10 protein-coding genes are annotated in these 14,183 nt (G+C 72.2%); 5 read left to right on the top strand and 5 right to left on the bottom strand.

Annotated elements, in window-relative coordinates; translation table 11 throughout:
* Nucleotides 1–101: 101 nt before the first annotated feature.
* Nucleotides 102–977 (bottom strand): TetR family transcriptional regulator, encoded by an 876-nt coding sequence (locus C7C46_RS25325; RefSeq protein WP_110672249.1) that lies wholly within the window; start codon nt 975–977, stop codon nt 102–104.
* Between the two features lie 191 nt (nt 978–1,168).
* Nucleotides 1,169–2,989: a 3-hydroxyacyl-CoA dehydrogenase family protein gene (locus C7C46_RS25320; RefSeq protein WP_110672229.1), complete on the bottom strand. Its 1,821-nt coding sequence runs from the start codon at nt 2,987–2,989 to the stop codon at nt 1,169–1,171.
* A 503-nt stretch (nt 2,990–3,492) separates the two neighbouring features.
* Here C7C46_RS25320 and C7C46_RS25315 point away from each other — a divergent pair.
* The 5 genes from C7C46_RS25315 (at nt 3,493) to C7C46_RS35270 (ending at nt 8,726) form a co-directional block, all read left to right on the top strand.
* Complete coding sequence (locus tag C7C46_RS25315; protein ID WP_110672228.1) at nt 3,493–4,899, top strand: type I glutamate--ammonia ligase; 1,407 nt, start codon at nt 3,493–3,495, stop codon at nt 4,897–4,899.
* A gap of 104 nt (nt 4,900–5,003) precedes the next feature.
* A complete protein-coding gene (locus C7C46_RS25310) occupies nt 5,004–5,771 on the top strand; it encodes an amidase domain-containing protein (RefSeq protein ID WP_181442513.1) in 768 nt (255 codons plus the stop codon).
* Between the two features lie 158 nt (nt 5,772–5,929).
* On the top strand, nt 5,930–7,399 hold the full coding sequence (locus tag C7C46_RS25300) for a S8 family peptidase (protein ID WP_110672226.1): 1,470 nt from the start codon (nt 5,930–5,932) through the stop codon (nt 7,397–7,399).
* 84 nt (nt 7,400–7,483) lie between these two features.
* On the top strand, nt 7,484–7,927 hold the full coding sequence (locus C7C46_RS25295; RefSeq protein WP_110672225.1) for a GNAT family N-acetyltransferase: 444 nt from the start codon (nt 7,484–7,486) through the stop codon (nt 7,925–7,927).
* Between the two features lie 13 nt (nt 7,928–7,940).
* On the top strand, nt 7,941–8,726 hold the full coding sequence (locus C7C46_RS35270; RefSeq protein WP_181442512.1) for a hypothetical protein: 786 nt from the start codon (nt 7,941–7,943) through the stop codon (nt 8,724–8,726).
* A 24-nt stretch (nt 8,727–8,750) separates the two neighbouring features.
* Here C7C46_RS35270 and C7C46_RS25280 read toward each other — a convergent pair whose 3' ends face one another.
* The 3 genes from C7C46_RS25280 to C7C46_RS37415 all read right to left on the bottom strand — a co-directional run.
* On the bottom strand, nt 8,751–10,031 hold the full coding sequence (locus tag C7C46_RS25280; protein ID WP_110672223.1) for a (5-formylfuran-3-yl)methyl phosphate synthase: 1,281 nt from the start codon (nt 10,029–10,031) through the stop codon (nt 8,751–8,753).
* A gap of 337 nt (nt 10,032–10,368) precedes the next feature.
* Nucleotides 10,369–11,943, bottom strand: coding sequence for an IS1182 family transposase (locus C7C46_RS25275; RefSeq protein WP_110672222.1), 1,575 nt, complete (start codon nt 11,941–11,943; stop codon nt 10,369–10,371).
* 357 nt (nt 11,944–12,300) lie between these two features.
* The coding region (locus tag C7C46_RS37415) for a LamG-like jellyroll fold domain-containing protein (protein ID WP_181442511.1) at nt 12,301–14,183 on the bottom strand (1,883 nt) is incomplete at its 5' end.

Here is a 14,183-nt window from a genome sequence, read left to right as displayed (position 1 = left end):
TCCCGGGGCGCCGCAAGCGCACCGCGAGGCCGTCTCAAGGAATGCCGAAGGCCCGTCCGGTAGCGCCCGGACGGGCCTTCTGACCTGCGTGAATGCTGGGGCTAGCGGTTGAGCGCGGCCCTGATCGAGTCCAGCACCAGGTCCAGCGGGGCATCGGTTCGAGCCACTGTGATGAGTACCTCACCGCCCGGGGTGGCACTCAGTGCGCTGGCGGCCTCAAGCTCCACCGTGGTCCCGGCGCCCTCAATGGCACTGGGTGTCACGGCAGCGCCACGGCGTCGCACGCCGCGCACCGGGGTGGCCCAGAAGGTGCCCCGGATCACCTCGAAGGAGTGCTCCAGCTGCGCCTCCACGTCCCCGTGGCCGCCGGCCCGCAGCCAGCGCCGCAGCACGTGGTTGTGGGCCGCGACCACGGCCGCCGCGGAGACCTCGGCCAGCATCGAGTCGTCGTCCCCGCCGTGGCGCCAGCTCGGCGGGATGGTCTCGCTGGCGTCGAAGCGGCCCAGCAGGTAGCGGGTGAACAGCCGCTCGTACCGGGCCACCACCGCGATCTCCCGCTCGCGCAGCGCCGGGACCTGACGGATCAGCTGGTAGCGGGCCACCGAGACCGCGGGCGTGGAGGCGTACATCCGCAGCACCTCCTTGATGCCCCGGCAGACCACGTCCAGCGGGTGCTCCTCGGTGTCGGCGCTGGCCAGCAGGTCGGCCACCCGGACCAGGGTGTCGTCGTGGTCCGGGAAGATCGCCTCCTCCTTGGACCGGAAGTACCGGAAGAAGGTGCGCCGGGCCACTCCGGCGGCGGCGGCGATCTGATCGACCGTCGTCTCCTCGTACCCCTGGGTGGCGAACAGGTCCATCGCGGCGGCCGCGAGGTCCTGGCGCATCTGTCGGCGCTGGGCTGCCGCCCGGCGGCTGCCCGGGCCCTGCTCGACGCCCGCACGGGCGTCCTGGTCGACGGATGACTGTTCGCGGTCCATGCCCGGAACGCTACCCGACCGGGTGGCGCCGCCCGGCCCGGTCGGCGGGACCGGTCGGCGTGACGGGCCGGCGGTGGCGGCCACCGCCGGTCTGGGCCAGCGGGCCGCGACCGCGTCCGGCTCCCAGACCGCGCGCTGGGCCGGTCCGGCGGCCGGGAGCGGCCGGCGCTCGCCGGGTCGGTCCGGGCTGGTCACCGGCGGGCGTGGTCGCGGAACCCGCGACCGGTCTTGCGGCCCAGGCAGCCGGCCGCCACCAGGTGCTCCAGCAGCGGGGCCGCGGCCAGGCCGGGCTCGCGGAACTCCTGGTGCAGCACCCGCTCGATGGTCAGCGAGACGTCCAGGCCGACCACGTCCAGCAGCTCGAACGGCCCCATCGGGTAGCCGCAGCCGAGCTTCATCGCGGTGTCGATGTCGTCCACCGTGGCGTAGTGCTCCTCCAGCATCCGCACCGCGTCGTTCAGGTAGGGGAAGAGCAGGGCGTTGACGATGAAGCCGGCCCGGTCGCCGCACTCCACCGGGTGCTTGCGCACCGTGGCGCACAGCTCCAGCACGGTGGCGGTGACCTCGGGGGCGGTCAGCACGGTGGAGACCACCTCGACCAGCTTCATCGCCGGGGCCGGGTTGAAGAAGTGCATGCCGATCACGTCCTGCGGCCGCGAGGTCGCGGTGGCGCAGCTGATCACCGGCAGCGAGGAGGTGGTGGTGGCGAGCACCGCGCCCGGCTTGACGATCTTGTCCAGGGCGGCGAACAGCTCGCGCTTGACCGCCAGGTCCTCGGCCACCGCCTCCATCACCAGGTCCACGCCGGCCAGGTCGGCCTGCGTGCCGGTGGGGGTGACCAGGCCCAGCGTGCGGTCGCGCTGCTCGGCGGTGAGCCGGCCCTTGGCCACCGAGCGGTCCAGCGAACGGGCCAGCTGGGCCTTGGCCTTGTCGGCCTTGTCCTGGCCGCGGGCGACCAGCAGCACCGGGAAGCCGGCCTTGGCGAAGACCTCGGCGATGCCGGTGGCCATGGTGCCCGAGCCGCAGACGCCGACCGACTCGACGGTGCGCCCGGCCACCCGGACCGCCTCGGCGGCGCTGTGGTCGGGGACCGTCCGGGAGGAGCCGGGGGCCTCGTAGCGGTAGAAACCGCGGCCGGTCTTGCGGCCGAGCAGCCCGGCGGAGACCAGCTGGCCCAGGATCGGGGCCGGGGCGTGCAGCCGGTCCCTGGACTGCTCGTACATCGCCTCCAGCACGGTGCGCGCGGTGTCCAGGCCGATCAGGTCGAGCAGTGCCAGCGGGCCCATCGGCAGGCCGCAGCCCAGCCGCATCGCCGCGTCGATGTCCTCCCGGGTCGCGTAGCGCGACTCGAACATCGCGGCGGCCTGGTTGAGGTAGGCGAACAGCAGGCCGTTCACCACGAAGCCGGGCCGGTCGCCGGCGGCCACCGGCTCCTTGCCCAGCTCGCGGGCGAACTGGGCGGCCTGCTCGGCCACCTGGGGGTCGGTCAGCACGCTGCGGACCACCTCGACCAGCTTCATCGCGTGCACCGGGTTGAAGAAGTGCAGGCCCAGCACCCGCTCCGGGCGGGCGGTGGCGGCGGCGATCCGGGTCACCGAGAGCGAGGTGGTGCCGGTGGCCAGCACGGTGTGCGGCGGGCAGATCCGGTCCAGCTCGGCGAAGAGCTCGCGCTTGAGCTCCAACTGCTCGGGGACCTCCTCGATCACCAGGTCGGCCGCGGCGGCGGCGTCCAGCTGGTCGCCGACGCTGATCAGCGCGAGCAGCGCGGCGCGCTCCTCGGGGCTGAGCCGCTCGCGGTCCACGGCGTGCGCGGTGGCCTCCTCGATCCGGGCCAGCGCCCGGCCGGCCGCGGCGCCGTCGGCCTCGATGCCGATCACCCGGCGGCCGGTGCGGGCGACGGCGACGGCGATGCCGGTGCCCATGGTGCCCAGGCCCACCACGGCGACCGTGGCGAAGGGGCGGGCGGGGGTCTCGGGTGCGTCGGGGGCGGGGGAGAGCTCGGGAGCCTGCATCGTCGCTGGTCCTTTCGGGAAGGCCGGAGCGGGCTGACCGGAGGGACGGTCAAACCGGGGGTGGGCCGGGGCGAACCGCGCGGGGCGGTGGCGCGGGGCGGTGGCGCGTGGCGTTGGCACGGGGCGGTGGCGCGTGGCGTTGGCGCGTGGCGCGAAGAGGGGGTGCGGCACGAGGAGAGGAAGCGGGGCTCGCGGTGGGCCGGTCCGCTCCGGCCGTACCGCGAGGTGCCCGCGCCAGGGGCTTGGCCCCTGGTCCAGGTGAAGTGCGCCGGTCCGTGGCGGGCGGATGGCCCGGGACCGTGAACGGCACCGGCCGCGCAGACGTGCCGCGGCGCCCCGCCGGTGCGGCTCCCGAAGCCCGGCGGTGGTGCGTGCGGTCACTGTAGCGAAGTTACTTCTTGGTAGGAAGAGGCCGGAGGGCTGCTGGAGCGTCAGTTTCGCGCCACTTCTTCCACTCCTGCGGGGAGTACCGACCGGTGGTCGGGCGGGCCAGCATGGATCGTATGAGCACCATTGCCGCTGAGCAGTCGGAAGCCGGTGCCGCCGGAGCGGTCGACCCCCTCGCCGAGCGGGCCGGGCGGGCGGCCCGGGCCCGGGTGGCGGCCGCCGAGCTGGCCGCCGAGGGGGTGGCCGGCGTGGTCCTCGGCTGGGTGGACAACGCCGGCCTGGCCCGGGTGAAGACCGTCCCGGTCCGCCGGTTGGAGGCGGCCGCCGCCTGGGGCGTCGGCGCCGCCCCCTGCTTCGACGTCTTCCTGGTCGACGACTCCATCACCACCAGCGCGCACATCGGCGGCCCGGCCGGTGACCTGCGCCTGGTCCCCGACCTCGACCGGCTCACCAGGCTGGCCGCCCAGCCCGGCTGGGCCTGGGCCCCGGTCGAGCGGTTCGCCCAGGACGGTGCCGCGCACCCCGGCTGCCAGCGCGGCTTCCTGCGCCGCCAGGTGGCCGCGGCCGCCGCCCGCGGCCTGGAGCTGCGGGCCGGGATCGAGATCGAGTGGGTGGTGGCCCGGGCCGGCGCGCCCGGCGAGCCGCTCGACTACCCCACCCACGGCCCCGCCTACGGCCTGCACCGCCTGATCGACCTCTCCGACTACCTGCGCGACCTGCTGCAGGCGCTGGACGAGCAGGGGCTGGCCGTGCTCCAGCTCCACCCCGAGTACGCCGGCGGCCAGTTCGAGCTCTCGCTGGCGCCGGAGGATCCGGTGGCCGCCGCCGACACCACCGTGCTGGCCCGCCAGACCATCCGCGCGGTCGGCGTCCGGCACGGCCTGCGCACCTCGGTGGCCCCGGTGGTCGAGCCCGGCGCGGTGGGCAACGGCGGCCACCTGCACCTCTCCCTCTGGCGCGGTCCGCGCAACCTGGGCCAGGGCGGCCCCGGCCCGTACGGGCTGACGGCCGAGGCCGAGTCCTTCCTGGCCGGCATCCTGGCCGAGCTGCCCGCCCTGCTCTGCCTGGGCGCCCCCAGCCCCGCCAGCTACCTGCGCCTGGTCCCGCAGCGCTGGGCCGGCGCCTACCAGTGCTGGGGGTTGGAGAACCGCGAGGCCGCGCTGCGCCTGATCCCCGGCCCGCCCGGTGAGGGCGCGGCCAGTGCCAACGCCGAGCTCAAGTGCTTCGACGCCGCCGCCAACCCCTACCTGCTGATCGGTGCCGTCCTCGCCGCCGGCCTGGCCGGCCTCGACGCGCACCAGACCCTCCCCGCCGAGGTCCCCGCCCTCCCCACCGAGGACGTCCCGCGCCTGCCCACCACCCTGCCGCAGGCCCTCGCCGAGTACCGCGCCTCCACCCTGCTCCGCGAGGCGATGGGCGCGCCCCTGTACGAGGCGGTGCTGGCCGTCCGCCAGGCCGAGCACGAGCTGCTGGGCGCCCTGCCGCCCGAGGAGCTGGTGGCGGCGACCAGATGGCGGTATTGAGCTGCGGACCGTCAGGGGTGCACGGATCGCGCTCCTGGTTGCGGTAGCGTGATCATCACTCAATGCGACTGAATCAACGCGACTGACTTCGGGGAGTCATGATCATGCGTCATGCTGTACGCCGCCGGCTGGCCGGTGCCGCCCTCACGCTCGCGCTCGCTGCCGGGCCCGCCCTCGCCGCTGCACCGGCGCACGCTGACTCGGCTCCGGTCTCGGCCGGGGTCCCCACCATCGGGGACGTGCTGCGCGGGGTCGAGGTGGACTGGGCCGAGGGCCACTGGAACTGGACCGCCTGGAACGACAGTACCCCGGTCGCCTTCGGTGCCGACCAGGAGAAGTACCAGTGCGCCGAGTACGTCGCCCGCGCGCTGGCCGCAGCCGGTCTGGTCCCCGGGCTCGGCCCCGACGACCCGCAGGACGACTACTTCCACTACACCGCGCCCAACGGGGTCACGTACGACCTGCTGCTGATCAGCGATCTGCCGCAGTACCACAACCTGTACGACTACCTGATGGACAGCCACCTCGGGCAGGACATCGGCGACCACCCCGAGCAGGCCCGCCCCGGCGACGTGGTGGTGACGTACGCCGGTCCGGGCGGCACCAAGAGCCACACCGGCCTGGTGGTCACCGCGCAGGACGGCAGCACCGAGCCGACGCTGGACGCGCACAACCGGGCCCGCAGCCACTACGGGTACCACTACTACGCGCCCTCGCACCTGGTGCGGATCAACCCGCTCGGCCTGCTCAACGGGCTCTTCGGCCAGGCTCCCGCGGCCGCGGCCGCGGCCCCGGCCGCGCCGCAGCTGAAGGCGCCGCGGGCAGCCGTGCCGGCCCAGGTCCAGCAGGACCCGGCGGGCCCGCAGGTCTGACGCCCCGTTCGAGCTGACGGCCCGCCGGCCCTGGACCGGCGGGCCGTTTCACGTGCGACCTCTTGTGCAACGCATTGCTGCTTCCATACCTTTCGGTTACTCAAGCGCGAAGGCTCACCAGCCCTCGCGCCGACGTCAACTCGGGAGGGCCAACCCCAATGGGAGTTCGTCGACTTGACCGGCTGCGCGGGGGCGCGGCCGGGGTGGCACTGGTGACCTCGGCCGCGCTCGCGGTGCCGCTGGGCGCCGCGACCGGGGCCTCGGCCGCCGGCACCGCGCTCAGCTACGTGGTCAACACCAGGGCCAACCACGGGCAGGTGCAGAAGGCCGAGCGGGCGGTCACCGCCGCCGGCGGCACCGTGGTGTACGCCTACGAGCAGATCGGCGTGATCGTCGCCCGGTCCACCGACCCCGGCTTCGCCGCCAGGCTGCGCGGCCAGAACGGGATCGACTCGGTCGGGGCCACCCGGACGGCCGGCATCCCGGCCGCCGTGGACGACGGCACCGAGCTGGTGGCCGCGCCCGCCACCGCGCCCGCCGACGGCAGCGAGCCGCTGGAACCCGAGCAGTGGGACCTGCGCCAGATAGGCGCCGACCAGGCGCACCAGGTCACCCTGGGCAGCCGCAGCGTGGTGGTCGGGGTGATGGACTCCGGGATCGACGCCACGCACGAGGACCTGGCGCCGAACGTCGACCCGTCGCTCTCCGCCTCCTGCATCAACGGCGGTGTGCCGGACACCAGTTGGAAGTCCTGGCAGCCCACCACCAGCGACCACGGCACCCACGTGTCGGGCACCATCGCGGCGGCCAGGAACGGCAAGGGCATCGTCGGCATCGCGCCGGACGTGCGGCTGGCCTCGATCAAGGTGGTGGACGACGGCGGCTTCATCTACCCGGAGTACGCGGTCTGCGGCTTCGTCTGGGCGGCCGAGCACGGCGTCAAGGTGACCAACAGCAGCTACTTCATCGACCCGTGGCTCTACAACTGCCAGTCCGACCCGGACCAGGCCGCGATCGTCACCGCGGTCCGCCGGGCGGTGGAGTATTCGCAGCACAACGGGGTGCTCAACGTCGCGGCGGCCGGCAACTTCAACACCGACATGGCGCACAAGAGCACGGACACCACCAGCCCCGACGACAGCACGCCGCTGAGCCGGCCGGTGGACAACGGCTGCCTCGAGCTGCCCGCCGAACTCCCGGGCGTGATCGCGGTGTCGGCGGTGGGCAGCAAGGGCGTCAAGTCCTTCTACTCCAGCTACGGCGCGGACGTGGTGACGGTGGCGGCTCCCGGTGGCGACTCCAGGTTCCAGCTCCCGGACACCCCGGACCACAACGGGCGGGTGCTCTCCACCGTCCCGGGCAACAAGTACGGCTACAAGCAGGGCACTTCGATGGCCACCCCGCACGTGACCGGCGTGGTCGCGCTGCTGGCCAGCGCCCACCCGTGGGCCTCGCCGGCCGAGCTCACCGCGCTGCTGACCGCCCAGGCGCCCCCGATCGCCTGCCCCGCCGGCCCGTTCGACCCGGACGGCACCGGCGCCTGGCGAGCGGTCTGCGAGGGCTCGCCCGCGGACAACGGCTTCTACGGCCACGGGCTGATCGACGCCAACGCGGCGGTGCGGGACTGAGGAACTGAACCGGGCGGCCCGGGAAGTCGGCTCGGTCGACTTCCCGGGCCGCCCGGCCCCGGGCCCCGGCCTATCATCGCGATCATGCAACCCACGATCGAGACCGCCGACATCACCGACCTGCTCCAGGTGGTCGAGGACAACGACCGCTACTGGGGCGAGCGCGACCTGCGCTCGGCGCACCTGCGGGCGCTGGTCAAGGAGTTCGCCGCCACCTGCTTCGTCGCGCGCAGTGAGGCGGGGATCCTGGCCTACCTGGTCGGGTTCGTCACGCCGGACGCCACCGGGTACGTCCACCTGGTCGCCACCCGGGACGACGCCCGCGGCCAGGGGCTGGCCGGCCGGCTGTACGGCGAGTTCGCCACGGTCGCGCGCAGTCAGGGCGCGGTGCGGTTGAAGGCGATCACCTCGCTGCCCAACACCGGCTCGGTGGCGTTCCACCGCAGCCAGGGCTTCCGCGACGAGGTGGTGGCGGACTACCTCGGCCCCGGGCATCCGATGGTCGTTTTCCATCGTGATCTGACCTGATTAAGGTTCACCCGTGACCAATCACGGGGTGGACGACGAGCAGTGGGCCGAGTTCGTCCGGAATCACCGGGCGAGCAGCGGCCTGGTGGATCCGGTAGTGGGCCCGCAGGAGAGCAGCAGGAAGAGCCGGCCGCGGGCCAAGGTGCTGCTCGGCATCGCGGTGGCGGTGGGCATAGTGGGGCTGGGGGCGTACGGGCTGTTGAACGCCCCGCACCAGGCCAAGGCGGTCGCGGCACCGGCGGCCACCAAGCCGTCGCCGGCCGCCGCTACTCCTTCGACCGCGCCCTCCGCCGCCCCTTCCAGCTCCGCCGCCCCGGCCGCGCCCGGCTTCCCGGCGCAGCCCGCCGGATACACCCTGGTCGTCGACGCCGCACAGACCGACTGCACCGGGTCGGAGGTGGTCGGCCCGACCCTGGCCGGCCTGATCACCCAGAGCCACGGCTGCCTGGGCCTCCACCAGGCGCTCTACCGGAACGCGGCCGGCGACGAGTTCAACGTGGCCATGTTCACCCTGAAGGACCCGGCGGACGTGGCCCACGTCCTCACCCAACTGGCCGGCAACCCGGCCGACATCGAGGTCGGCACCCTGGTCCCGGGCTCCGACAGCGGCCTGCGCCGGCTGCCCGCCGACGCCGGCGCGGTCCAGTCCTTCGCGGCCTACGGGAACACCGTGCTGGTCGGCGTGGGCCAGTGGTCCGACGGTCATGTCGGCGACTACAACACCCTGGTGGACAAGCTGAGCCCGCTGCTGAACGCGGTCCTCAAGGCCCCCGCCACCGACAAGCCGGTGGTCACCTGACCACCTGGCCACCCGCGGCCCGGCTCAGCTCAGCGGCGCGAGGGCGCCGTACTCGTCCGCGGTGAAGGCGGTCAGGTCCGGGTGGCACTTGAGCAGCGCCGCCACGCTCTCCCGAGCCTGCGGCGAGGCGGCCATCCGCCTCGGCAGTACCAGGTAGCCGCCCTGCTCCGGAGGCAGGATCCCGCCCACCAGGGAACTGCGCACGGTACGCCCGCGCCGGGCGCCCTCGCCGGAGCCGGTGGCGCCGAACGGGTCGCGGGCCAGCGCGCTGACCCCGCCGCGGGCCGAGAGCTGGTCGAGCTGGGGCACCAACCGCCAGATCTGCTGGGCCTGGTGGCTCTGCACCGAGCCGGCCAGGTTGGCCTGCATGCCGTAACTGTGGCACACCTCGACGAAGAACCGGATCTCGTCCAGCGACAGGATCCCGGCCCGGGGCAGGCCCTCGGAGTCGGTGTCGCACCGGTTCAGGTCGACCAGCTCCGGGCTGTCGGCGGTGGAGATCAGTCCGATCCGGGCCGCCTTCATCTGGACGCTGGTGCCCACCATGACCGCGTCAGCCCCGGCCGCCGCGCTGGCCTCCACCATCCCCAGGATCGCCTCCCGGTCGGTGCGCCGATCCCTCGTCAGGCCGCAGTCCTGGTGGGGCAAAGGTTCGTTGACGGCGGCGAAGGTGCCCGCCTCGTCCGTCCGGAACTCCCCGAGGTCGAACGCCCCGGGCGCGTCCGGCGTGCACGGCTGGTACTCACCCAGCCCCACCAGCACCCGCCGTACCTGCGGCAGCGCCTTGCGCGCGTCCCACAGGTCCAGGTCCTGGGCGAACAGCACCGACATCACCCGGGTCCGGGACACCTGGTCGCTGCGCCGCAGGGTGGTCACGATCTCGCCCAGCACCTCGGCGAGTTCGTCGACGGCCATGCCGTCCAGGCCGACCTTGAGGATCCCGCACGGGTGCACCCCGGTGCCCATCGCCACCGCCACCCCGAGCGCGGCCTGGGCCGCCTTGCTCACCTGCTCGTAGGCCGACTTGGCCATCGCCAGCCCGTTATCGGCCCGCCGGAATAGCAGTTGGTCCTCGCCGATGTTGGTGCTCAGCTGCACCGGCAGCTGCCGCCGGGTGCGCAGCACCGCGTCCCCGATGTCCATGATCCGCTGCGGCTTGATCGTCCCGAGCGCGCTGCGCGGGTCCTCGCTGTCGATGATCCGGGCACCCCCGAGCACCGCCTCCCGCGCCTCCTGCGGATCGAACACGCTGACCAGCAACCGCCGATCCGCGCCGGGTATGTCCTGCACACCGCTGGTCGACACCGTGCATTCCTCCGAGAATCCGCTGGGCGGCCGCCCATGGCCAGGGGAACGCTATTCGACAGTGCCATGACAGGCCATCACTCACACGAGTGAATGGAATGGCTGGCAGAGACTCGGGCAAGGGCCCGTCAACTGTGCGCTTATAGCGGTACAGGGTCCCAGGTCCCACCCGTCGCGGTCACATGGGCAGGGGCCTCCTACCCGCCGAACGGGCAGTTTCTTCTTGGCGAGCGTCACGTTGTAGATCGCTCCAGCCGCGCTGATGGCACCGCCTAGAAGTCTGATGAAGATCTTGCTGTTGGAGGGGCTGTCCTGGTTGGGGACAGCCCCTCCATCGCTATGTGGTGGTTGGAGTGAGGGCCCAGGTGTGGCCGGTGTGGGTGAGGCCGAGGTTGATCAGTCGGCGGAGGTTGAGGGCTGCGGCGCGGTTGTGGAGCCAGGTGTTGTTCTTCAGGACGCCTCGGTAGCGGACTCTGCGGTTGCCTCGGGCGACGAGCCAGGCCATGGCGCGTTCGACGGGCGGGCGCCAACGCCGGTACTCGGCTTGCCAGTCCGGGTCGGCGGCCTGCTGGCGTGCGGTTTTCAAGCGGTCGTAGTGGGCGTGGACCTGGAAGGCTCGGCCGGTCTTGGAACGGGTGCATCGCTCGCGCAGGGGGCAATGGGTGCAGAGCTTCTTGAACTGGGCGGTGCGGGCGCCCTTGGCGTCGGGTCGGCCGAGGGCCTTGGTGTGGCCGGCGGGGCAGGTCACCTCGCCTTTGGCGGTGTCGACGTGGAAGTCGTCGGCGGTGAAGCCGCCGGGGACGGCGGGTTTCAGCGGCGGCGGCTTGATCACGAGGGTGTGGCCGTCTGCTTCGAGGGCTTCACGTAGATCGCCACTGCCGTAGGCCGTGTCGCCGAGCACGGTCAGATCCTCGGTCTCGTCGGCGAGCAGGACCTCGGCGACGGCTGCCTCGTGATTTTCGGCTCCGGTACCGGCGGTGAGCTCGACCTCGGTGAGCAGGCCGGTCTCGGGTTCGAAAGCACCGTGGGCGCGGAAGCCGTCCTGGTGGCGGGTCCGATTCTTGTGGATATGGCGGGCCTCGGCATCGACGGTGGACACGATCCTGCCGTAGACGGTGCCGCGGGCGATGCGCCAGCGTCCGTCGCGCCCGTCGGAGCCGTCGGCGACCTCCACGTCCTGGCCGGCGACCAGGGCCAGCAGCCCGACAGCGTCCGCGGCCTTCTCGTCCAGCTGCCGTTCGGGCAGGCGGCCGAGCAGGTTGAGCGCGTCGGTGACCAGCGCGTCCACCAGTGCGGCGCGGGCCTGCTCGTCGTTCCAGGCGATGCGGGGCTTGCCCGGGTCGGTGTAGTCGTGGGCGGTGCACCAGATGGCGGCGGTCTTCTCACCGCCGGGCACGTCCCGGATCACCCGGCGGATCGCCGCGATCAGCTGGGTGACGGTGTCCTGGGTGGCCACCGCGTCGTCCAGCACGGTGGAGTCCAGGGCCCGCCGCTGCTTGCCCTTGAGCACGCCGGTGGCCGCCACCACCTCCTTGACCCTGGTGAACAACCGGTTCGGATCCGGCGAGCGCTGCAGCCGCCGCCGGAAGTAAGCCAGCAGTGAGGGGTCGAACGCGGTGTCGTTGAGGCCCAGGCCACAGGCGGCCTTCCACCGCAGGTCGCAGCGAAGCTGCTGGACCGTGTCGAAGTCCGACAGCCCGTGCAGACTCTGCAGCACCACCGTCGCCGCGAGAACCTGCGGCGGCATGCTCGGCCGCCCGTTCCTCGACGGATACATGTCCGCGAACATCGAGCCCGGGAACAGGGACTCCCGGTGCTCGGCGAGGAACGCGAACACACTCCCCGCCGGGATCAACTCCCGGCAGGTCTCCCACACATCCGGCCCGACCAGTTCCCCAGCCCATTCCCCCATCGCCACGAAACGAGTCTGGCCCCACCGCTCGCGCGGTGGGGCCAGAACCCAACATCTTCATCAGACTTCTAGATCAGGGCGAGGGAAGGACAGCGAGGCGGAGCTGCAAGGAGTTCAGGTGGCCGAACCAACCGTTCCGTGGGACCGGTTAGAACGGATCGAAGTCTGTCTACCTGAGCATAGGTGGTTCCTCGCTGGGGCGGTGGGCCCGCGGGACGATGTGTCCGGCGGGCCCACCTGAGGCTGGGATCGGTAGAGCTAGTGGGAGCTGTCCCGAGCTGAGTGCGCTGTTTGAGCCCGAGCGGTGACTCGGGCTCAAAGGATTGGCACGCTGCCGAGCGCGGCGCCCGGAGTCGGTCAGGGGTTGGGGTTGTAGGTGTGGGTGTTCCAGACGGGTGTGCCGGTGGTGTTGTAGATGACGAAGTTGCAGTCGTCCTGGATCTTGGCGACGGCTGCGGGGTTGTTGGGGGTGGCGGAGGACCAGAGGGCGTTGGCGCTGGTGCCGGGGGTGGTGTAGGCGAAGTCGGGCTTGTAGACGACGAGGTTGCCGTCGGTTTGCATGGTGGCGTAGGCGCCTGGGTTGCCGCTGGTGTTGGTGGACCAGAGGGCCTGGCTGGTGGGGGTGTTCTGGATGTTGAGGGCGTAGAGGACGAGGTTGCCGTCAGTCTGCATGGTCAGCATGGTGTGGGCGGCGTAGACGGTGTCGCCGGGGCGGAGCACGGTGCCGCCGGTGAGGGTGGTCGGAAGGCCGGTGGGGTGGTCGTAGACGGAGAGGTCGGCGAGGGCTCCGTGGAAGAAGCTGCCGTTGGTGCCGGTGTTCTTGTAGCGCCCGAGCACGAGGTTGCCGGTGGCGGGGATGGTGACGGTGTGGGTCCCGGTGGCGGCGAGTGCGCCGTTGACGAACAGGGCTATCTGGCCGGTGGTGGCGTTGTAGCTGGCGGTGAGCTTGGCCCAGGTGCCGGCTTGGACGCGGGCGGCGGAGGTGTAGGTGTTGGTGGTGTCGTAGGGCGAGCCGGTGGTGGGGTCGCCGGTGGCCATGGCGAAGGTCCAGTTGGCGGTGCCGTTGATGGTGGCGGGCCAGAGTTTGAAGTTGCTGGTGTTGGTGCCGTCCTGGCTGATGGCGATGCCGTCGTTCTGGTCCGCGCGGGCCCAGGTGTCGAGGGTGAAGGACTGCTGGGTGTTGACCTTCAGGGTCGTGTCGATCTCGCCGTTGTTGCTGGTGGCGTTGAACACGGCGCCCTGGGTGGGGGCGCCGCCGAGGGTGGCGGGGGCGAAGGTGATGTCGCCGGTGGGGGTTCCGTTGTGTTGGCGGCTGGCGTCGCTCGCGTCGCTGGTGAGGGGGTAGCGGGCGAGCGGGAGGTGCAGGTCGCCGATGGAGCTGAGGCCGGTGAAGCCGGTGACGGCGCCGGAGGTGTTGGTGGTGCCGGTCCACGTAACGAGCTTGTTGGCAGAGTTCTGGGCGTAGAGGTCGGGGATGCCGTCGTTGTTCAGGTCGCCGACGGAGCCGACCACGGGGTAGGTGGTGGTGTCGACGCCGGTGGCGATGACGGTGCCCTTGAGCGGGTCGGCGAGGGCGGTGTAGTCGTTGGCGCAGTTGTTGGCGGGGCTCTTGGCGATGGGGTAGGCGAGGAGGCGGCCGGTGGTCCGCTCGCGGGCCCACAGGGTGGCCTGGTTGTACGAGCTTGTGACGCCCGCGCTGGTGCAGGTGGTGGTGCCGTTGGCAGGGCCAGGGAGGCGCGCGGGCAGGTGGTAGAGCCGGTACCGCATCGTGTCCGGCTCGGCCTGCTCAAGATCGGACTGGTCGTGCAGGGCCAGCAGGCGGACCCAGCAGTCCAGGTCGTGACCGAGGTTCGCGGCGAGCATCCAACCGCGGTTCACCTCCCACGACTTGCTCGGAAGATTCCGAAGCCCCATCGCCTTGTCCGCTCTCACCCGGTCCTCCACCACGGCGTGCTCGCGGGCGACGGCGTCGAGCCACTGCGGCTGGTGGGAGCCGGCGATGCCCCACATGTGCCGGATGTTGGTCGCGATCACGGAGTACTTCCAGCCCGTCTTCAGCTCGAACGCGGTGAGCTTCTTCCTGTGGCGGCCGGCGGGCCTCACCCGGCGGACCAGCAGCCGCATCCCGTCGGGCCAACCGGGCCGGTTGCTCAGTCCGGTCAACTCCGCGATGCCGTAGTCCTCCTGGATCTCGCCGTCCTGGCGGAGGGAAGCCTCCCACGCCGTTGCGGGGAGCTTGG

The organism is Streptomyces tateyamensis (genome assembly GCF_003205575.1).
Lineage (GTDB): Bacteria > Actinomycetota > Actinomycetes > Streptomycetales > Streptomycetaceae > Kitasatospora > Kitasatospora tateyamensis.
The sequence above is the reverse complement of the archived record's forward strand: the minus strand, read 5'-3'. Positions and strand labels throughout refer to the sequence as shown.

Excerpts from the sequence above, each read along its gene's own strand:
- C7C46_RS25320 (WP_110672229.1), bottom strand. The coding sequence starts at position 2,989 with ATGCAGGCTCCCGAGCTCTCCCCCGCCCCCGACGCACCCGAGACCCCC.
- C7C46_RS25325 (WP_110672249.1), bottom strand. The coding sequence starts at position 977 with ATGGACCGCGAACAGTCATCCGTCGACCAGGACGCCCGTGCGGGCGTC.
- C7C46_RS25300 (WP_110672226.1), top strand. The coding sequence starts at position 5,930 with ATGGGAGTTCGTCGACTTGACCGGCTGCGCGGGGGCGCGGCCGGGGTG.
- C7C46_RS25275 (WP_110672222.1), bottom strand. The coding sequence starts at position 11,943 with ATGGGGGAATGGGCTGGGGAACTGGTCGGGCCGGATGTGTGGGAGACC.
- C7C46_RS25310 (WP_181442513.1), top strand. The coding sequence starts at position 5,004 with ATGCGTCATGCTGTACGCCGCCGGCTGGCCGGTGCCGCCCTCACGCTC.
- C7C46_RS25295 (WP_110672225.1), top strand. The coding sequence starts at position 7,484 with ATGCAACCCACGATCGAGACCGCCGACATCACCGACCTGCTCCAGGTG.
- C7C46_RS25315 (WP_110672228.1), top strand. The coding sequence starts at position 3,493 with ATGAGCACCATTGCCGCTGAGCAGTCGGAAGCCGGTGCCGCCGGAGCG.